The 19906-nt window shown below is 50.6% G+C and carries 17 protein-coding genes; 12 read left to right on the top strand and 5 right to left on the bottom strand.

All coding sequences use genetic code 11. The features are described 5' to 3' along the window. Positions 1 to 526: 526 nt before the first annotated feature. The 7 genes from I8U17_RS04885 to I8U17_RS04915 all read left to right on the top strand — a co-directional run bounded on the left by I8U17_RS04885 (position 527) and on the right by I8U17_RS04915 (position 8838). Positions 527 to 1855: a hemolysin family protein gene (locus I8U17_RS04885; RefSeq protein WP_232330913.1), complete on the top strand. Its 1329-nt coding sequence runs from the start codon at positions 527 to 529 to the stop codon at positions 1853 to 1855. Between the two features lie 759 nt (positions 1856 to 2614). After that, on the top strand, positions 2615 to 3721 hold the full coding sequence (gene pdhA / locus I8U17_RS04890; protein ID WP_198059105.1) for a pyruvate dehydrogenase (acetyl-transferring) E1 component subunit alpha: 1107 nt from the start codon (positions 2615 to 2617) through the stop codon (positions 3719 to 3721). A 3-nt stretch (positions 3722 to 3724) separates the two neighbouring features. Next, the gene (locus tag I8U17_RS04895) at positions 3725 to 4705 is read left to right on the top strand and encodes an alpha-ketoacid dehydrogenase subunit beta (protein WP_033100116.1); all 981 of its coding nucleotides are present in this window, start codon (positions 3725 to 3727) and stop codon (positions 4703 to 4705) included. A 121-nt stretch (positions 4706 to 4826) separates the two neighbouring features. Beyond that, positions 4827 to 6110, top strand: coding sequence for a dihydrolipoamide acetyltransferase family protein (locus I8U17_RS04900; protein ID WP_033100117.1), 1284 nt, complete (start codon positions 4827 to 4829; stop codon positions 6108 to 6110). Positions 6111 to 6114: 4 nt separating this feature from the next. Continuing rightward, positions 6115 to 7533 (top strand): dihydrolipoyl dehydrogenase, encoded by a 1419-nt coding sequence (gene lpdA, locus I8U17_RS04905; RefSeq protein WP_198059106.1) that lies wholly within the window; start codon positions 6115 to 6117, stop codon positions 7531 to 7533. Between the two features lie 263 nt (positions 7534 to 7796). Continuing rightward, positions 7797 to 8417, top strand: coding sequence for a hypothetical protein (locus I8U17_RS04910; RefSeq protein ID WP_198059107.1), 621 nt, complete (start codon positions 7797 to 7799; stop codon positions 8415 to 8417). A gap of 28 nt (positions 8418 to 8445) precedes the next feature. Further along, positions 8446 to 8838 carry an acyl-CoA thioesterase gene (locus I8U17_RS04915; protein WP_198059108.1) on the top strand — a complete coding sequence of 131 codons (393 nt, stop codon included), beginning with the start codon at positions 8446 to 8448 and terminating at the stop codon, positions 8836 to 8838. 111 nt (positions 8839 to 8949) lie between these two features. Here the strand turns inward: I8U17_RS04915 and I8U17_RS04920 are convergent, their stop codons facing one another. The 3 genes from I8U17_RS04920 to I8U17_RS04930 form a co-directional block, all read right to left on the bottom strand. Beyond that, positions 8950 to 9177 (bottom strand): DUF1128 domain-containing protein, encoded by a 228-nt coding sequence (locus I8U17_RS04920; RefSeq protein ID WP_160173818.1) that lies wholly within the window; start codon positions 9175 to 9177, stop codon positions 8950 to 8952. A 140-nt stretch (positions 9178 to 9317) separates the two neighbouring features. Continuing rightward, a complete protein-coding gene (locus I8U17_RS04925) occupies positions 9318 to 9899 on the bottom strand; it encodes a YdcF family protein (protein ID WP_198055879.1) in 582 nt (193 codons plus the stop codon). A gap of 44 nt (positions 9900 to 9943) precedes the next feature. After that, entirely contained in the window at positions 9944 to 10261 is a 318-nt protein-coding gene (locus tag I8U17_RS04930) for an iron-sulfur cluster biosynthesis family protein (RefSeq protein WP_052154035.1), read from the bottom strand. Positions 10262 to 10566: 305 nt separating this feature from the next. Here I8U17_RS04930 and hutU point away from each other — a divergent pair, with 305 nt between their 5' ends. Genes hutU through I8U17_RS04945 form a run of 3 tightly spaced genes read left to right on the top strand, consistent with a single transcriptional unit; the run spans position 10567 to position 14507 of the window. Beyond that, complete coding sequence (gene hutU / locus I8U17_RS04935) at positions 10567 to 12228, top strand: urocanate hydratase (RefSeq protein ID WP_198059109.1); 1662 nt, start codon at positions 10567 to 10569, stop codon at positions 12226 to 12228. Between the two features lie 6 nt (positions 12229 to 12234). After that, a complete protein-coding gene (gene hutI, locus I8U17_RS04940) occupies positions 12235 to 13527 on the top strand; it encodes an imidazolonepropionase (RefSeq protein ID WP_198059110.1) in 1293 nt (430 codons plus the stop codon). After that, positions 13509 to 14507, top strand: coding sequence for an agmatinase family protein (locus I8U17_RS04945; protein WP_198059111.1), 999 nt, complete (start codon positions 13509 to 13511; stop codon positions 14505 to 14507). The genes hutI and I8U17_RS04945 overlap by 19 nt, the downstream gene beginning before the upstream one ends. A 24-nt stretch (positions 14508 to 14531) precedes the next feature. Here I8U17_RS04945 and I8U17_RS04950 read toward each other — a convergent pair whose 3' ends face one another. Further along, positions 14532 to 16040 carry a class I adenylate-forming enzyme family protein gene (locus tag I8U17_RS04950; protein ID WP_198055883.1) on the bottom strand — a complete coding sequence of 503 codons (1509 nt, stop codon included), beginning with the start codon at positions 16038 to 16040 and terminating at the stop codon, positions 14532 to 14534. Positions 16041 to 16449: 409 nt separating this feature from the next. Between I8U17_RS04950 and tpx the strand changes: the two genes are divergently transcribed. Beyond that, on the top strand, positions 16450 to 16971 hold the full coding sequence (gene tpx / locus I8U17_RS04955) for a thiol peroxidase (protein ID WP_033100126.1): 522 nt from the start codon (positions 16450 to 16452) through the stop codon (positions 16969 to 16971). Between the two features lie 102 nt (positions 16972 to 17073). Beyond that, a complete protein-coding gene (gene thpR / locus I8U17_RS04960) occupies positions 17074 to 17646 on the top strand; it encodes an RNA 2',3'-cyclic phosphodiesterase (RefSeq protein WP_152568491.1) in 573 nt (190 codons plus the stop codon). 4 nt (positions 17647 to 17650) lie between these two features. On the opposite strand, the gene thiC is transcribed toward thpR, so the two are convergent. Further along, positions 17651 to 19483, bottom strand: coding sequence for a phosphomethylpyrimidine synthase ThiC (gene thiC, locus I8U17_RS04965; protein ID WP_198055884.1), 1833 nt, complete (start codon positions 19481 to 19483; stop codon positions 17651 to 17653). Positions 19484 to 19906: the final 423 nt, after the last annotated feature.

Below are 19906 nucleotides of genomic sequence, written 5' to 3' on the forward strand. Positions count from 1 at the left end.
AAAAAATTCACACCGCCGACTTCCGGAAACGAGCGATCCGGCGGGCGGCGGTGTTTTATCACTTCACGAGAAAGAGACCTGTGACTTCAGTTTGGGGGATGAGAGAACTTCAGGCGGGGATGTTTCCACTCTCAAAGCCTGACATCCTTGTTCCAAATGACAATGGATAAGATTAAATCTCACCTTCGGTTGTGATTGTGAATTGTGAGATGTATTTATGTATTTATTTACGTTGCCATCATATCTTAACATCAAGAGGAAAATTACCGCCCTGTGTCGTTCGCCGATTGGGGCGGCGATTTCTTTCTTCGAATGAACTGAATCCCATTCAGACGGGTCCTTTTTTGTTTGCTCTGTTTTTGAACAGAGGAAATCAACCAGCCCGGCCCAGAGGCAGAAGGCAGGAATGAATCTTTCTGCCGAAGTTAATATTTTTCTTGTCAGCGTGTTTCTATATAATAGATAGAAAGGTAGATTTTCATCTGCTCCATTTTCATTTTTCATTTGTCTGGGAGGAAGGCAAAAATTGGATGATGTTGCCAGTAGTCTGATACGTTTGTTTTTCGTTGTCCTGCTCGTCTTATTAAACGGTTTTTTTGTGGCGGCTGAATTTGCGATCGTCAAAGTGAGATCAACCAGGATCGCACAGATTGAGAATCGGAGGGGGAGAGTGGCGCAACGGGTTCTGGCCAATCTCGATGCCTATCTGTCGGCTACCCAACTGGGGATTACGCTTGCTTCCCTGGGGCTCGGGTGGATCGGAGAACCGGCCGTCGCCAAACTGATTTCGCCGGTGTTGGCGTATGTGGGCGCCCCGGATTGGCTTATTCATACAATTGCGATTGCGATGGGTTTTTCCATTATTACCTTTATGCATATTGTGCTTGGGGAAATGGCGCCGAAGTCGATCGCGATTCGCCAAGCGGAATCGATTACCCTGTGGACCGCAGTCCCGCTTCATTTATTTTACCGCTTGTTCAAACCGTTTATTTTCATTCTGAATTACAGTGCCAACCTGGCATTAAAAGCGTTTGGCATCGAATTCAACGAAACGCAGCAGGCACATACGGAAGAGGAGATTCGCATGTTGATCGCACAGAGCCACAAAAGCGGTGTGATCGACCAAACAGAGTTGACATTGTTTGATAATGTCTTCGATTTTACGGAACGGGTCGCCCGTGAAGTGATGGTTCCGCGGGTAAAGATGGAGTGTTTGTTTCAGGATAATACGTTTGAGGAGAACTTTAATATTATTAAGAACAGCTATCATACCCGCTTTCCGCTGTGCGGGCGTGACAAGGATGATATACAAGGGATTATTCACATACGGGATGTTTACAATAAATTATCTGAAGGGAAAACACCGAACCTGAAAGAGCTGGCTCGCCCGGTGACGGTTGTTCCGGAAACGATGGAATTGAAGGATATTTTGGTCAACCTGCAAAAGAACCGGGGAGGGATGGCCATCGTCGTCGATGAGTACGGAGGAACGGCGGGCCTGGTGACAACAGAGGATATCATCGAGGAGATTTTCGGGGAAATCCAGGACGAATTTGATAATGAAAAACCGCAGTTCCAGAAGCGAGGGGAGAATACTTCCATTGATTCGCGCCTGCTGATCGAAGATGTGAATGAGTATTTTGATATCAATATAGAAGATCCCGATAATGACACCATCGGAGGATGGCTCTTTTCCGCATTGGGCAAAGTCCCGGAAGTGGGGGACCAAGTGCCCTATGACGGATGGATGTTTACAGTGGAGGAGATGGATCAGTTGCGCATTTCGCGCATTTTCGTTTCTCCGCATCTGACCCGGAACGAGGAGAGCGAGGAAAAGCTGTCGCTGCCGCGATAGATTGATTGGATATATAGGGGGACGATTTGGTCGTCTCCTTCTTTTTATGGTCTTGTAAAAGAAATAAACTCAGGTGTTGGGACCTGAGTCTGCATCAATGAGATTGATGAAAGGAGATTAGCTGCTGGGAGGATCCGCAACAAAACAGCTGTACATCCGGGTCACCTCTTTTAATTTTACTGCTGCCATTTTCGCTTTAAATCATTGTACTCTAAATGCTGAGTTATTTTCAATATAAAGGGTATATTGCTATTGATATAAATATTTTATTAGTTCGTTCCAGTTGAACGATTTGTGTTAAGTAAAAAATATTTTCATAAAAGCTGTGGCCGGGGGGATATAATAGACCGTTAATTCCGTATTTAATGAGAATTTTTATTTTCAATTTTTCATAAAGGGGATTTTGATTCGGGGGTAATATAAAAGAGAATCAACAGCCTGGTTCAAAGAAAGACAGCCAACCATTGGCAGAACGTAAATTTTGAGTGGCGAAATTTGTCCACACCGCGCATTTTCACCGGGTTTCACAGGGAGGAGAGCGATGGTAGGCCAGCGAAATAACCGGAAGGTTCATTGACAAATTTTCGTGGAGTTGTATTATTGAAGAAAGGCCATTTGTTTCATTGGGGAAAGTGTTAATAAAATCAACAGATTTGAAATGATTTGTAACACTGTTTTAAAACAGAACTCATAATTAGTTATAACAGTGAAACGCTTTCACGACCGCTGATACTTATACTGATTGAGGTGAGTAAAACCATGGCCAAAACCAAACAGCGTGAAAAGGGGTATGGAAACGCAGAGGTTCGCCTTGAGCGGATCGAGCCGTTTTCCATCCTGTCGGTAGAAGGGAAAGTAATCAACAAGGATCAAATGCCGAGGCTGAGTGATGAACAGCTTCGGGAATTGATGAGAAGAATGGTCTTTACCCGTGTATGGGATCAACGTGCCGTAGGATTGGCGCGGCAAGGACGGCTGGGCTTCTATGCTCCGGTTTCCGGACAGGAAGGAACCATGATCGGCAGTGAGTTTGCGCTGAACAAAGATGACTACATCCTGCCGGGTTACCGTGACATTCCGCAGCTCTACTGGCATGGTTATCCGATGTATCAGGCGTTTCTGTGGTCGCGTGGCCATCAGCACGGAGGAGAAATCCCGGAAGATGTTCATGTCCTGATGCCGCAAATCATCATCGGGGCGCAATACGTGCAAACCTCCGGTGTGGCAATGGGGCTGAAACGCCGTGGCAAGAAACAGGTGGTCATTACCTTTACCGGTGACGGCGGAAGCTCGCAAGGTGATTTCTACGAAGCGATGAACTTTGCCGGCGTTTACAAATTGCCTGCCATTTTTGTCGTGCAAAATAACCGTTATGCCATTTCCACACCGTTCTCCAAACAGACGGCGGCGGAAACCGTTGCCCAAAAAGGTGTCGCCGCAGGAATCCGCAGCATCCAAGTGGATGGCTTTGACGTATTGGCTGTGTACAAAGCGGTGGCCGATGCCGCTGAACGCGCGCGCAACGGAGAAGGCCCGACCTTGATCGAGGCACTCAACTACCGTCTTGGACCTCACTCGATGTCCGGGGATGACCCGACCCGTTACCGTTCCAAAGATGAACCTTCTGAGTACGATGAACGGGAACCGTTGGTACGTTTCCGCCGCTTCCTTGAAGCAAAAGGCCTGTGGACGGAACAAGATGAAGAAAGTGCGATTGAAGAAGCAAAACAAGCAGTGGCGGATGCGGCGAAGAAAGCGGATAAATTTGAGAAAATGACCATTGCCGGCCTGATCGACAGCATGTACGAAATCACGCCTCCGCATCTGGAAAAACAGAAAGCAGAGTATACGAAGGAGGGCAAATAAACCATGCCAAAGATGACAATGGTAAAAGCAATCAACGATGCCCTGCGCGTGGAATTAAAACGGGATCCGAACGTGCTCGTATTCGGTGAAGACGTAGGGGTTAACGGGGGTGTGTTCCGCGTTACCGACGGCTTGGCCAAAGAGTTCGGGGAAGACCGTGTGTTTGACACTCCTTTGGCTGAGTCTGGAATCGGCGGTTTGGCCATCGGTTTGGCTACCCAGGGATTCCGTCCTGTTGCGGAAATCCAATTCATCGGTTTTATTTTTGAAGCGATGGATTCCATCTGTGTCCAAGCTCCGCGGATGCGTTACCGTTCCGGCGGCCGTTACCAAGCACCGATCGTATTCCGCGCTCCGTTTGGTGCCGGGGTGAAACCACCGGAACTTCACGGGGACAGCTTGGAAGGTTATCTCACGCAAACACCGGGATTGAAAGTCGTTTGCCCGTCCAATCCATATGATGCCAAAGGATTGCTGATTTCGGCCATTCGTGACAACGATCCCGTTTTCTTCCTCGAACATCTGAAATTGTATTTCTCTCTCAAGGATGAAGTGCCGGAAGGAGAATACACTGTTCCGATCGGGAAAGCAAACGTGGTTCGCGAAGGTTCCGATGTGACCATCATCACCTACGGCGCCATGGTTCACACCTCTTTGAAAGCCGCTGAAATTGCGGAAAAAGAAAGAGGAGCCAAAGTGGAAGTAATCGACCTGCGGACGCTCAGCCCGCTCGATACCGAAACCATTATCAACTCGGTTGAAAAAACCGGCCGCGCGATCGTTGTGCAGGAAGCTCCGCGCAGTACCGGTATTGCTGCCGAAGTGATTGCGCAAATTAATGAAAATGCCATTTTGAAACTGGATGCACCGGTCAAACGCGTTGCTCCGCCGGATACGGTCCTCGCCTTCCCGCTGATTGAGGAAGAGTGGATTCCGGATGCTTCCCGCGTTGTGAAAGGCATCTACGAAGTTCTTGATTTTTAATGATTTGTCTTCCCATGACGGCTGTGTAGTTCGGGCGGACACAGTCTATCCGCGGTGACTTCCGGTTTGGTCACCGCCTCCTTTTGCCCGATGATCTGAAGTTAGAACAGGAGGAACTATCGTGGCAGCATATCAGTTTAAGTTGCCGGATGTGGGTGAAGGGATCCACGAAGGCGAAATCGTGAAGTTGCATGTCAAAGAAGGCGATCGGATTCAAGAATTCGATATTTTTGCCGAAGTTCAAACCGATAAGGCGGTAGTGGAAATTCCCTCCCCGGTGACAGGGGTTGTGAAAGAGATTAAAGTAAAAGAAGGCGAGATCGCCTTGGTTCATTCCACCATCGCCGTCATTGATGCCGAAGGTGTAGCAGAAGAAGAGGCTGCCGGGGAACAAGCGGCAGAATCGGTTGAAACGAAAGAGGAAAAACCGGCAGAAGCGAAACAGGAAGCACAAGCGGAAGCGCCTGCCGCCAAACGCGGCAATGTGAGCGCCATGCCGTCCGTTCGCAAACTGGCGCGTGAACTGGGTGTTGACATTACACAAGTGACAGGTTCCGGCAAAAACGGGCGGATTTTGGCCGAAGACGTCAAACGCTTTGCCGAGGGAGGCGCGGTTCAACCGGCTACAGAGCAAAAAACGGAAGCACCGGCTCCGGAAGTGCCCGCGGCAGCACCTGCACAAAAAACACCGATCGAAACGACCGGAAACGAGGAACGGATTCCGCTCAAAGGCATTCGCCGCACGATTGCCACGCGCATGGTCGAGAGCAAACATACGGCTCCGCATGTTACCCTGATGGACGAATTCGATGTAACCGAACTGATCGAATTGCGCAAATGGGGCAAATCCGTTGCTCAAGAGCGCAACATCAAACTTACTTATCTACCGTTCTTCATCAAAGCGGTCGTGGCCGCCCTGCGTGAGTTCCCGACTCTGAATGCATCCATTGACGATGAAAAACAGGAGATTGTGATCAAACATTACTATCATATCGGCTTGGCCACGGCAACGGACAATGGCCTTATGGTTCCTGTCATTCGCGATGCCGACCGCAAATCGATGTTTGATCTGGCCAAAGAAATTGCCGACAAGGCTGCACGCGGCCGCGAAATGAAGCTGGATCCGAGTGAACTGAAAGGCAGCACCTTCACCATTTCCAGCCTCGGCGGTTTTGGCGGTGAATTCTTCACACCGATCATCAATTATCCTGAAGTTGCGATTCTCGGTATCGGGGCAATCAAAGAGAAACCGGTTGTTCACAATGGCGAAATTGCCGTTCGTTCCATCCTGCATGTATCTTTGAGCTTTGACCATCGCCTGATCGACGGGGATGTTGCTGCACGGTTTATCGGACGTTTGAAACAAGTCTTGGAAAGCCCGAAATTGTTAATGATGGAGATGTGATAACATGGTAGTGGGAGATCTTGCTCAAGAAGTAGATGTTCTCGTCATCGGCGCGGGCCCCGGCGGATATGTGGCCGCCATTCGCGCCGCCCAATTGGGACGTTCCGTTGCAATCGTGGATAAAGGAAATCTCGGGGGCGTTTGTCTCAATCGCGGATGTATTCCCTCCAAAGCGATCATCTCGGCTTCTGAACGGTATACCGGGATCAAGGAAGCGGGCGAAATGGGGATCGAAGTTTCCGGCGATGTGACCGTCAATATGCCCAAACTGATGGAATGGAAAAACGGAGTGGTGAAAAAGCTGACCGGCGGCGTAAAATCGCTCCTCAAAGGAAACAAAGTGGAGATTTTAAGCGGTGAAGCATTTTTCAGCGGTCCCAATTCCGTTCGTGTCGTAACCGACGATTCCAGCCAAACCTATAAATTCAACGATGTGATCATCGCGACCGGTTCCCGTCCGGCTGAGCTGAAAATCCTGCCGTTTGACGGCAAACGGATTCTCTCCTCGACGGAAGCACTCAATCTGCAAGAAGTGCCGAAGCGTCTGATCGTGGTCGGCGGCGGTTATATCGGATTGGAACTGGGGACGGCTTATGCCAAACTGGGTGCGGAAGTAACCATTCTCGAAGGAACCAAATCTCTCCTTCCGGGAACCGACCCGATGCTGACCAAAGTTGTCAGCCGCAAATTGAAAAAAACCGGTGTGAACGTCATTACCGAAGCGATGGTGCAAGGCGGCGAAAACACGGGCGATGAAGTTGTCGTTCGTGCGCAGGTGAACGGGGAAGAACAAACGTTTACCGCTGACTATTGCCTTGTTGCCGTTGGCCGCAAACCCAACACCGATGAGCTCGGTCTGGAATATGCGGGTGTCGAACTGGATGAGCGCGGATTTATCAAAATCGATAACCAATGCCGCACCAATGTGGAACACATCTATGCCATCGGTGACTGCGCAGGCGGTGCGCTGCTGGCCCACAAAGCGAGCTACGAAGGCAAAATTGCCGCCGAAGCGATTGCCGGGCTCAACAGCGTCATCGATTATCAGGCCATGCCGTTTGTTATCTTCAGTGATCCTGAAATCGCCTATACCGGCTTGACCGAAGCGCAAGCGAAAGAACAAGGTTATAACCCGGTTGTCAGCCGGTTTGCCTTCCAAGCCAACGGACGCGCGTTGTCCATGAATCATGCCGAAGGTTTTGTACAAATCGTTGCTGATTCCGAAACCAAACAAGTACTGGGTGTACAAATGGTTGGTCCGGAAGTTTCCTCGTTGCTCGGCGAAGCAGTATTTGCCGTGGAAATGGGAGCAAATGCCGAAGATCTGGCCCTCACCATCCACGCGCATCCGACCTTGCCGGAAACGATTATGGAAGCAGCGGAAGGCATTCTTGGACATGCGATTCATATGGTAAATAAATAATTTCTTGCAACCCCCCTTAAAACGCTTTTTGAGCATTAAGGGGGGTTGTTTTGTGGAAATATGACAGAAATTTAAAAATAATCTTTCTGCTGTCTGATTTGCCTCCGATTCATAATATAATAGTCGTGTAGTTTGCATGATGACCGCAGTGCTTTTTTATTGCAAGAAGACGAAAGAGCTTTTATCAGGAGCATGCAAATTTTAACAAAAATTATTATTTTAAATTTCGTTAAATTGAAGGAATTTTAAGGGGTTACATGGAAATGATTAAATCCCTCTTTTATAAGTGGCTGCAACCGATCATCGTGATGAGGAGAATGGGGGAGAATGCGTTTGTCACAGGGATGACAGCGTGTTTAAGGAGGCATGGGTTGATGAAAATGGGCGATATCATTCCGGCGTTGAAAAAGATGAATGTCAGTCTTAAGCATGAAAAACCGGGTGATATGACAAACGGGCAGCTTCATGCCGTTTTTCGGATTGTGGGCCAAATTCTGGGAGATCAACCGACGGTTACGATCGAAGATGAAGAAGCGTGGATGAAATATAAAAACAATTTTTTAACGCGGCGGGTGTTGCACGCCTGGGCGAAAGCCCGGTTTAAAATTTATTTGAATTCAACATCTGCAACAGAGAAAACAGAAATTATGGCTGAATTGTTTGAACAGATCAAGCCGGTGCTTTTTAAGTGTTTTATTGAAGAGTACGGGGTGGAAGGGCTGCCGTTAAATCCGCTGACCTTCCGTGCCTTTGTATGGAATCAGGCGTACATTGCCAGGAAGTTTCATTGTTATAAAGATGAACAATACTGGAATGAAATGATAGACATGATCGATACGCTGAAAGAAGAGTGTTTTGCCGACCGGTGGAAAAATATTTATTAAAGCGATGTGTGAACTGGGGAGGGAGAAGATGAAAACCTCAATTCAGATTGAAGTGCGGCCAACGGAAATCGATGTGATGGGGCACGTCAATAATGCAAAATATCTGGAATACATGGAATGGAGCCGTGAGGATTGGTATAACTGTACGGGATTGCCTTTTGACGTGTTTACGGAAATGGGAGTGGGGACCGTTACCGTCAATATCAATATCAACTATCGGAAAGAAGCGAAACTGGGGCAGAAACTGACGATCTCCACGGAGCCGATTCGCAAGGGGCGCACCAGTTTTGTATTGAAGCACGAAATCTATAACGAGCAGAACCAGCTGGTGGCTGATGCGGAAGTGACATGTTGTACCATCGACCTGAAAGCGCGCAAATCCGTTCCGCTCCCCAAAGAACTGGCGGCACACTTTGACTAGCGGAGCGGGGTACATACTTTTGCGGTGAAAGTGGCTGTGCAGACAAGTCATGGATTGTCAAGAAGACAGCGGGCAAGAAGTGGGACGCTGCTTTATGCCCGCTGCCTTCTCTTATTTTTGCCGCAGATCGCGCAGTTCTTCCAGGATGCCTTCGATCTCCATCATGGTCAGCTTTCCCTGCTTTTTTTCAATCAACTCATAGATCTCACGGATTTCCTCATATTGACCGAGATTGAAATCGTTTGGGTTGATCAGAGCGGCATTGACCAACTTGAGCTTCGCTTTGATCTCATTGATGAGATATTCCAGATTGGCCTCGGTTGCCTTTTCCAAATTCACCGTTTCCATCCTCTCTTTGTATGACATTCCTTATTATTGTAACGAAAAAAGGCCGAAAAACCCAGTATGATCGCAGCAATGCTCCGAAAGGCCGGGTGTTTGAGGAATGTGACTTCCTGCGCCCCGGCAGCATTATCCGGCTATTTTTTTAACAATTGTTGCTTGACCAGCGCCAAGCATTCACGCGCTTTGTGATAGGGAACGAACAGAACCTTCGAGTGAACGGGAGAAGGATCGGCCTTGATCCCGAACCATTTGGCATACTGCAAAGCGCGGTACATATGGTAATCGTGTGTGATGACCGTGATGGATGCAAAGGGTTTCTGCTTCAGAATGGCGGCGGAGTATTGCATGTTTTCCTTGGTGTTGGTCGATCGCTTTTCAAGAATGATCCGGCTGCCCGGAACCCCGTGGGCAACCAGGAATTGTTTCATGCTTTCCGCTTCCGTTATTCCTTCCTCTTCCGGTCCTCCGGATAAGAGAAGATAATCCACTTTTCCTTGTTGGTACAGCATGATGGCCGTTTGGCAGCGCTCCTTTAAAGCGGGGCTTGGCTTGCCATCCCACAGTGCGGCACCCAGTACAATACCGAGCTGATAATGGCCCGTTCCGGGTTGGACATCATCATAGCGCGAGACGCAATTCCAGAATACGGCTACGGGGAGGAGGATCAGGAGCGCCATCAAGGCGGTCGCGAATAAGATCCACTTTTTAAACTGCATGGTTTCTCTTTCCTTTTGCGGAGAAATTGATCTTCTGTTTACCTTCATTCAAAAGGGCATTCCGGCATGGATGGCGGGTGTGGATGAAAGATGGAAAATTTCCCGTTTTCCGGATTGAGGTCGATGATGACCCCGTCCAGCCATTCCCGCTCATCGCCGCGCCAGACAAAGGGGACGCCGTTGACAGAAACGGTTTCCATGCGCGCGTCAGCCTCGGTTATTTCCAAGGCGAACGAAAGGCTGTTGCAACCGGTGGTGAGCGGAATAATGCGAACAGCCAGGGAATGGCCGCCGGATTTTTTTTCTTCATAAAGAAGCAGATGCAGTTTGGCCGCGGCGCGGGGGCTGAGATTGATGTTCATGATTTCATCTCCGTCCAGTGAAATTCCAACGGTTCCGAGCAGAGTTCACAAAGAAATATATCAAAAAACAAGGGGTCTGAAAAGAAAGGCATGACCCGGCCTGCATTCGAGTCTGCGTCATTGCGCTAAATCACTAATACAGTCGCTTGCTCCTTGTTTTTATTCAATGTTAATGTAAAAACAAGAAGTTGTTAAATTATAAAATTTTATTTTTATCTGTCGCCTTGGTATTTAGCCGGTCGTGAAATATCATTTGCCTTTATCGTTCCGAAAGTTCTAAACCGATGTCAGAAGGGGGACGGGCTATGCGTGACTGGAGCCGGGAAGTGATTCGTGCACCCCGGGGAACGAAGCTGACGGCCAAAGGATGGATTCAGGAAGCGGCACTGCGAATGCTCATGAACAACCTTGATCCGGATGTGGCCGAAAAGCCGCAGGATCTGGTCGTTTATGGCGGCATCGGCAAAGCGGCGCGCAACTGGGAGGCATTTGCGGCGATTGTGGATACGCTGACCAGACTGGAAGATGATGAAACGCTGTTGGTCCAATCCGGCAAACCGGTTGCGGTGTTCCGAACGCACCGGGATGCGCCGCGGGTGCTGTTGGCCAATTCCAATCTCGTTCCGGCCTGGGCAAACTGGGAGACGTTCCGCGAACTGGAGCAAAAAGGGTTGATCATGTTCGGGCAGATGACGGCGGGAAGCTGGATCTATATCGGAACACAAGGAATTTTACAGGGAACGTATGAAACATTTGCCGAAGCGGCCCGGCAACACTTTGGCGGTTCGCTGCGGGGAACCGTCACCGTGACGGCAGGACTCGGCGGAATGGGCGGGGCTCAGCCGCTGGCGGTGACCATGAACGGCGGAGTGATCATCGCTGTTGAATGTGACCCCGCACGGATCGAGCGCCGTTTGGCTACCAGGTATCTGGATATGAAAACGGATTCGCTGGATGAAGCGTTGCAATTGGCCCAAGCGGCAAAACGCGAGGGGCGTCCGCTCTCCATCGGATTGTGTGCCAATGCGGCTGAAATCCTTCCCGAGATGGTCCGGCGCGGATTTATTCCTGATCTGGTCACGGATCAAACTTCGGCGCATGACCCGTTAAACGGCTACCTCCCGGAAGGAATGACTCTGGAAGAAGGGGACCGCTTGCGAGAGACCGATCCCGATGCGTATGTGAAGGCGGCCAAGGCGAGCATGGCCAAGCATGTAACGGCGATGCTGGACATGCAAAAACGCGGCGCTGTCGCTTTCGACTACGGTAATAATATCCGGCAAATGGCTTATGAGGAAGGGGTGAAGGAAGCGTTTAACTTCCCCGGATTTGTGCCGGCTTTCATCCGTCCGCTGTTCTGTGAAGGCAAAGGGCCCTTCCGCTGGGTTGCCCTGTCGGGGGATCCCGAGGACATTTATAAAACGGATGAAGTGATCCTGCGCGAATTTGCCGACAATCAGCATCTGGTGCGCTGGATCAAACTGGCGCAGGAAAAAGTGCAGTTTCAGGGGCTGCCGTCCCGCATTTGCTGGCTCGGATACGGAGAACGGGCAAAATTCGGGCGCATTATTAATGAAATGGTCGCTTCAGGGGAGATTAAAGCACCGATCGTGATCGGGCGTGATCACCTCGATTGCGGATCGGTCGCTTCGCCCAACCGGGAGACGGAAGGGATGAAAGACGGCAGCGATGCCGTTGCCGATTGGCCACTGCTCAACGCCATGATCAATGCCGTCGGCGGAGCCAGTTGGGTTTCCCTGCATCATGGCGGGGGCGTCGGAATGGGTTATTCAATCCATGCAGGCATGGTGATCGTGGCCGACGGAACACCGGAAGCGGGCAAACGGCTGGAACGGGTGCTGACCACCGATCCGGGCATGGGCATTGTCCGCCATGTGGACGCCGGTTATGAACGGGCGATCCGGACAGCGAAAAAACACGGGATTCAGATTCCGATGATGGAGTGAGGAACGATGAACCGATGGCTGATTCACGGCGCGAGCCAGCTCCTCACCTTGAAGGGGGCCAGCGACCGGCCGAAGCGCGGCAAGCAGATGTCCGAATTGGGCATCATAGAGCAGGGCAGTCTGGCCATTGAAAATGAGCGGATTTTCGCGGTTGGCAGCAGGGAAGAGGTGGAGCGGGAGGTCCGATTGCGCTGGGGCGGGCTTGACGGGGTCCGGGTGCTGAATGCCGCCGGCAAAGTGGTGATGCCGGGATTGATCGACCCCCACACGCATCTGGTCTTTGCCGGAACGAGGGAATATGAGCTGGAGATGAGGTTAAACGGCCGCACCTATTTGGAAATTTTGCAAGCAGGAGGCGGCATTCTGGCCACCACGGCCATGACGAGAAGCGCGACGGAAGAGGAACTGACGGAACAGACACTGAAGCGGTTGGATCGCTTTTTGCTCCACGGTGTCACCACGGTTGAAGCAAAAAGCGGCTACGGGCTGACGCTGCAGGATGAGTTGAAACAATTGCGCGTGGCCAGGCGGGTTCATGAGGAACATCCGGTCGATGTTGTTTCCACTTTTATGGGAGCCCACGCGATTCCGGAGGAATATAAGCATGATCCCGAAGAATATGTGCGCCTGGTGATCGGGGAAATGATCCCCCGTGTTGCCGGGGAAGGTTTGGCGGAGTTTTGTGATGTTTTTTGTGAGAAGGGTGTTTTTTCGCTTGAGCAAACGGAACGCATTTTAACGGAGGCCAAAAGGTGGGGATTGGTGCCGAAATTGCATGCCGATGAGCTGGAACCGATGGGTGGCGCTGAATTGGCCGCGCGGATCGGAGCGATTTCCGCAGACCATCTGCTGAAGGTTTCCGATCGCGGGATTCGCGCCATGGCGGAAGCGGGGGTCGTCGCCGTTCTGCTGCCGGGCACCGCTTTTTTCCTGATGGCTCCCTGTGCCCGGGCCCGCGACATGCTGGAAGCGGGTGTGCCGGTTGCGCTTTCCACCGATTTTAATCCCGGTTCATCACCGACGGTTTCGCTGCCGGTCATCATGAATCTGGCTTGTTTAAACATGAAGATGACGCCGGCCGAAGTGATTGCCGCTGCGACGATCAACAGCGCCCACGCCATCGGCAAAGCGGGAGAGATCGGCAGTCTTGAGCCGGGCAAACAAGCGGATATTTTGATCCTGGATGCTCCGAACTACGCCCATCTTTCTTATCACTACGGAGTGAATTTGACTGATTCGGTCTTTAAAAAAGGGGAATTGGTTGTGCAGGGAGGGAGACGATGCGATCTGCCCATCTGAATCCGCCGCCGTTCATCCATCAAACGGGTGGAAGCGATCCCTTTGATCCCAAGGTGAGCGGTTGGATTTTGCCGTGGGATGGCAAAGAGGAAATGGATGTAGGGTTTATCGGGGTTCCGCTTTCGCGTTCCTCGATCAGCGCTTCTGCCGCCAGTGAAGCGCCGATGGCCGTCAGACAGAGCTGGCGCAGTTTTTCCACCTACGATGTGGATCACGATGTAGACCTGTTTCCGCTTAAGGTGCGGGATCTTGGCGACATTCGCATGCATGTGACGGATATTTCGCTGTGCCACCGCCACATTGAACAAGGGATGAAAGACGTCTATGAGGCGACTGCCCGTTTTCCTGATTTTCTGCCGGTGATCATGGGCGGGGATCACTCGATTACCTGCCCGTCCGTGAAATCTTTTGCGCAGTTTCATTCGGGAAAAAAGATCGGGCTGTTGCAGTTTGACACCCATTTTGATGTGCGGAGCCTGGAGAGCGGGGGGCCGAGTAATGGCACGCCGATTCGCGGATTGATCGAGTCAGGTACGATTCAGGGGGAAAACATTGTGCAGATCGGCATTCACGGTTTTGCCAACGCAGCGGTTTACCGGCGATATGTCGATGAGCAGGGGATTGTCTTTTTTACCATGCGCGAAGTGCGCAGCCGGGGTCTTTCAGCAATTATGGAAGAGGCGGTTTCCCGGTTGAAGGAAAAGGTTGATCTGATCTATGTGACCGTGGATATCGACGTGCTGGATCTTTCCTTTCTGCCGGGATCTCCGGGCCCTTCCCCGGGCGGAATGTTCTCATGGGAGATGTTCGAAGCGGTGCATCGGTTGGGAAAGGAAGAACAGGTAAAAGCACTTGATCTTGTCTGCCTCGATCCGTTTCGCGATGTGGCCGGAGTTTCGGTAAAAACGGCGATGCACACGATTTTATCCTTCCTGTCCGGGGTTTGTCTGCGGCGGAGAGGGGTAGAAGACAGCCTGTGAGTCAGCTTCTCACAGGCTGTTTGTTTATTCCTGATTGGCATATTTTCGCAAGAGGTATTTCAATGTTTTGCCCATGCTGTTTTTCGGCAGCTCGTCAATAAACTCCACGTCATATAACTTGTAATCGGCCAGGTGTTTGCGCGCATGGGCGAGGATCTTGTCCGCCGTGATTAAGGCCCCTTCCTTTAACACAACATAGGCGCGCGGCAATTCTCCCCAGACCGGATGCTTCACACCGACAACGGCCACATCGCTGATTTCCTCCAACTGCATGAGGATGCTTTCCACTTCGGCCGGAAAAACTTTTTCACCGCTGCAGATGATCATATCACGCAGGCGATCGATGATATACAAAAATCCGTCTTCGTCCAATTTGCCGACATCTTTTGTGTAATACCAGCCGCCATGAATCACTTTTTGCGATTCCTCGTTGTTCTTCCAATAGCCGAGAAATACCTGTTCCCCGCGGACAACCACTTCACCGTACTCTCCCGGCGGCAGTTCTTCGCCAGTAACAGGATCGAGAATCTTGATTTCCGTTAAATAAAGTCCTTTTCCCACTGAATGGCATTTATCCAATCCCATGTTGGGCATCCAGTATGTAATCGCACCCGTAAATTCCGTTGCCCCGTAAACCTGATTGATGGAATAGCCCAATTCGTACATACCCTTGATCAGATGGGGCGGCACCAGTGATCCGCCGCAGACGATGCTCCTGAGCGAGGTGGTGTCGCGGTTGCAGCTTTTGGCTGTTTCCAGCATATAAGTCAGCATGGACGGGACGGACATCATGCCGGTGATTTTTTCGGCTTCGACCAGATCCCAGAGCTGAACCGGATTAAATTGGGGAGCCAGAATTAATGTCATGCCGCGAATGATCGCATTGATAATAAACATCATTCCGCTGATATGAAACAGAGGCGTGACAAACAGAAAACGGTCGGCCAATCGCAAATCCAGCGTATTGATATTGGCAAGTCCGGCGGCATAAATATTTTTGTGCGAGCAGACGACGCCTTTTGGTTTTCCGGTCGTCCCGGAGGTATAGATGATTATGGCCGGGTCATATTCCTCAACCGGGAGGTTTGGCTCCGTGTCGGGATAGTAAGAAAGCAAGTCGGCAAAGGAGTCATGGTTTTCATCCCGGTATATGCGGATCGCTTCTTCCAGTTCCGGCAGGTTGCCGATCTCTGCGATTGCCTGCTGAAACGCATGATCAAAAAACAGCAATTTTGCCCCGGAGTCCTGCAAAATCCATCCGATCTCGGCCGGCTTTAACCGCCAGTTGATCGGGACGGCAATCGCACCGATTTTTGCCGCAGCCAGGAAAATGAGGGGAAAAGGATAATCATTGGACAAGAGAAAAGCGATTCTGTCTCCTTTTCTCACATTGCGCTGCAACAGGAAATTCGCCAGGCGGTTGACGAGGGAAGCATATTCTTTATAAGTGATTCGTTTTCCGGCAGAGACGACTGCTTCAAGATTAGGAGTCAAATAAGTTCGACTGCGCAAAAGTTCACCGAGCGTATTCATGAATGGCCTCCATTTAAAATTTGATGAAGTAAGGGGAGGATGTTTGGATCGAGTAATATAATTTAAAATAAATATTTTATGAAATGATCCAAATCCTCTTTTCATAATAAAGAAGGAAAGCGGTTATTTCAATCTTGTGAATAAGGGAAGCGATGCGAAAGATCGCTCTTGTCAATGAAGGTGAATCTCTTCGGAATCATATGGAATTTAATCCTTGAGACATTGCTGACCAAGCATTTGCGGTTGATCGTGTATGTATGAGCACTCCAGTGAGAAACGGTGTCCGCTTCGGGAAAAAAGTGAACGGACAGGCGTCGTCCGGGGAGAATTCATCGGAATGGCTTGTTTCCCTTCAAAGGGAACTCATGGTAAGATAGAGAAGAATTCATGAAATAGGAGGCTGGTTGTGATGGCAGTAGAACGTCATGGAGCCGTGACATTTAAAGGCAACCCGGTTACCCTCATCGGCCCGGAGCTCAAAGTGGGCGATCAAGCACCGAACTTCACCGTATTGGCGAATGATCTTTCTCCGGTCACCCTGGAGGACAGCAAAGGGCAGGTTCGCATCATCAGCGTGGTTCCTTCCCTGGACACAGGCGTCTGTGATCTGCAAACCCGCCGTTTTAACGAAGAAGCCGCCAAATTGGACGGAGTGAAAGTTCTTACGGTCAGCGTTGACCTTCCATTTGCACAAAAACGCTGGTGCGGTGCAGCCGGAGTGGAAAATGTGCAAACGCTCTCCGACCATCGTGATCTTTCGTTCGGCACGGCCTACGGGGTGGCAATCAAAGAATTGCGCTTGTTGACCCGGGCTGTTTTCGTTGTCGACCAAAATGACAAGGTGGTTTATGTTGAATACGTAAAAGAAGCAACCAACCATCCTGACTACGAAGCACCTGTTCTTGCCGCCAAAAAAGCGCTGGGTCAATAAGTTACATAAAGCGGGAGAATGATTTATGCGCATAAAGGAAGGGGACCCTGTAACAGATGAGGGTCCCCTTTTTAAATCTTGAAAACAAAGGAAGTGAGCGATTTGCAACGTCAGCCTGAACCGCGATTGTTCATTGCCGTTTCCCTGCCTGCCGGACTGAAACGGATGCTGGCAGACTGGTGTGAAAAACAGAGCGAAACTTGGGCTTTCGGCAAATGGGTGAATCAGGAAGACTATCATATCACCCTGAAATTTTTGGGCAATTGCACTCCGCGGCAAATCAGGGAAATAACGGAGGAACTGCGCGGACTGGCAGCGGTTGCTTCCCCCTTTTCCCTGACGCTTGCGGGACTGGGAACGTTTGGCCGCCCTGCCTCACCGCGAATTTTGTGGGCCGGGGTCAGCGGGGATTTGCCGGCTTTGACATCGCTTGAACAAAAGATCGGAAACAGACTGGCTCCGCTTGGCTTTCCCCGCGAAGAGCGCCCATACCGCCCGCATGTGACATTGGCGCGAAAATGCCAAATGCATGATTTTCCGGCCCCGGAACTGTTACAGGCGGCATGGCCGGAGAGACTGACGCAGACTTGGATCGTCCGGGAATTGATCCTGTATGAAACGAAATTGGGAAAACAGCCCATGTATCACGCAATGGCCCGTTTCCCATTCCGCTGATCGCTTATTTGTAGATCGATGAACCGGATTGTTTGAATTCGGCCGCCTTTTCCTTCATTCCTGCTTCTGCAGCTTCTGCCAGCGCCAATCCGTTTTTCTCCGCGTATTCGCGAATATCCTGCGTGATGCGCATGCTGCAGAATTTGGGCCCGCACATGGAACAGAAGTGAGCCGTTTTCGCAGGTTCGGCCGGCAGGGTTTCGTCATGGAACGCTCTGGCCCGTTCCGGATCGAGCGATAGATTGAACTGGTCGACCCACCGGAACTCAAAACGCGCTTTGGACAAGGCGTCATCGCGAATTTGCGCGCCGGGATGACCTTTTGCCAGATCGGCAGCGTGTGCGGCGATCTTATAGGCGATCACCCCTTCTTTTACATCTTCTTTGTTCGGCAGGCCCAGGTGCTCTTTCGGAGTGACATAACAGAGCATCGCGGTTCCGTGCCACCCGATCAGCGCTGCACCGATGGCCGAGGTGATATGGTCATAACCGGGAGCGATGTCGGTGGTCAATGGACCTAATGTATAGAAAGGAGCTTCATGGCAGATTTTCTGTTCGATATCGATATTTTCTTTGATTTTATGGAGCGGTACATGGCCTGGTCCTTCGATCATTACCTGCACGTCATATTCCCATGCAATTTTCGTTAACTCTCCCAGTGTGTGAAGCTCCGCCATCTGTGCCTCGTCATTGGCATCGGCGATCGACCCGGGGCGCAATCCGTCGCCGAGCGAGACGGAAATATCATAGGTTCTCAGGATTTCGCAAATCTCCCGGAAATGGGTGTACAGGAAGTTTTCTTCATGGTGTGCCAGACACCAGGCAGCCATGATCGAACCACCGCGGGAGACGATTCCGGTCACGCGGTTTGCGGTCAGCGGAACATATCGCAGCAGCACACCGGCATGAATGGTGAAGTAATCGACTCCCTGCTCCGCCTGTTCAATCAGGGTATCGCGGTACACTTCCCATGTCAGATCTTCCGGAACGCCGTTCACTTTTTCCAGCGCCTGATAAATCGGCACGGTTCCCACCGGCACGGGTGAGTTGCGGATAATCCATTCCCGGGTATTGTGGATGTTTTTCCCCGTGGACAGATCCATAATGGTATCGGCGCCCCACAACGTCGCCCAAGTCATTTTTTCCACCTCTTCTTCAATGGAGGAAGAAACGGCGGAGTTACCAATATTGGCATTGATTTTGACATGAAAATTTTTGCCGATGATCATCGGTTCGGCTTCCGGATGATTGATGTTGGCCGGGATGATGGCGCGTCCGCTGGCCACCTCCTGCCGGACGAATTCGGGATCCAGGTTTTCACGGATGGCGACGAATTCCATTTCCGGCGTGATGATTCCTTTTTTGGCGTAATGCATCTGCGTCACCGTTTTACCGGCTTTGGCGCGCAACGGCCGAACATTGGGATGCGGGAATGTGTCGAGCTGCCGGACTTTTTCTTCCGACCGGTATCCGTTGTCGACCGGTTGTACCTGCCGGCCTTCATATTCCTCTACATCGCCCCGCTCCAGAATCCATTTTTGCCGCAGTTTGGGCAAGCCCTTGCGCAGGTCGATCTTCGCTTGCGGGTCGGTATAGAGGCCGCTCGTGTCATAGACGCGAACCGGATCATTCGGGGTTTCCCCGCGCCAGTCCTTGGTCGGGGACAGTGAAATTTCCCGCATCGGAACGCGGAGATCGGGACGTGATCCTTCGACATACACTTTCTTGCTGTTGGGATAAAAGTAGCGGTTCAATTTGCTTTCCTCCTGTTTTGTGGATAGGGTCCACAAGGAGAAAACGGGAGAGGATAAATGAGGGAAGAGAAATAAAATAGCCATACACCAAGCGCGTATGACTGGAAAATGGAGAAAATTTGCGAAAAGGAGATGCAATGATCCCTATTCATCCATTCCTACGCTGGCATTACCCAGATCAGGTTCACCGGTCGGCGGCAGAGTTCTCCGCCCTCTCAGCCTGGCTCACTCCAAGCTCCCGTTTCTCGCATATGGAATTCTACACTTTCAACCTATCACAGAAGGAGGATGGGGTCAATCCATTCCTTTGCCAAAACAGAATGTCACCCAATTGCAAAAAGATTCTCCTTTAAATCGTCCACTTGGATTTTATTGTAAGTTATACTAGAATTAATAAAGAATATAAAGGTCAGAATTTATCATGTATTTGGACAGATGGATGTTTGATCCTCTCACTCAGGCTTTTTAATAACCCCATGAAAATCAAGATCTTTTCTTACATAAAAA

Source organism: Thermoactinomyces sp. CICC 10521 (genome assembly GCF_016055135.1).
GTDB classification, from domain to species: domain Bacteria; phylum Bacillota; class Bacilli; order Thermoactinomycetales; family Thermoactinomycetaceae; genus Thermoactinomyces_A; species Thermoactinomyces_A daqus.